Consider the following 728-nt stretch of genomic DNA (forward strand, 5'->3'; position numbering starts at 1 on the left):
TGTCTTCTCTGCCAAATGCGTCAAAAGACCTGGATCTTGGTGAGTGTAACCATTGTGGTCTTGTTGGAAAACCGTTGAAGTCGCAATCAAGTTAAGGGATGGGTAGTTTTTACGCCAGTCCGTATGTGTCTTAGACTTACGTAGCCATTTGAAATGTTGCGTAATCATTGAGTCAACGACACGGAGGAAGGATTCATACGACGCAAAGAAGCCATGGCGACCTGTCAAGACATAACCTTCTAAGAAGCCTTCTGCTTGGTGCTCAGAGAGTTGTGAATCAATAACGCGTCCTACTGGAGAAATCCACTCATCGTAAGATTCATCGCGACGACCAAGCCATTGACGATTCGTCACTTTAAAAACATTATTGAGACGATTTGACTTGGTTTCATCCGGACCAAAGACACGGAAGTTATCTGGGTTAGCCTCTACCAGGTCAGCCACATAATTCCCAAATTCAATCATGTCTTGTTTCATAAGGGCACCTGGAGTTGAGGTATCAATAGCGTGTTTACGCCAGTCTGCTAAGTCAAGTTTTTTCACAACACCTGCATTGGTGATTGGGTTCATGGACATCCGACGATCACCTTTTGGGGAAATGGCACGAATCTCTTCTGTCACATAGCCTTTTTCATCAAATAATTCTTCTGGGCGGTAAGACTTCAACCAGTTTATTAAATGATCAATGTGTTCCATATGACCTGCTTCGACTGGAATTGGTACTTGGT

1 protein-coding gene is annotated in these 728 nt (G+C 43.7%); it reads right to left on the bottom strand.

Features of this window, described 5'->3' with window-relative positions; all coding sequences use genetic code 11:
• The coding region (locus ACFPQ3_RS01820) for a phosphoketolase family protein (RefSeq protein WP_465269561.1) at positions 1–728 on the bottom strand (728 nt) is incomplete at both ends.

The organism is Streptococcus caledonicus, assembly GCF_042656225.1.
GTDB classification, from domain to species: Bacteria; Bacillota; Bacilli; order Lactobacillales; family Streptococcaceae; genus Streptococcus; species Streptococcus caledonicus.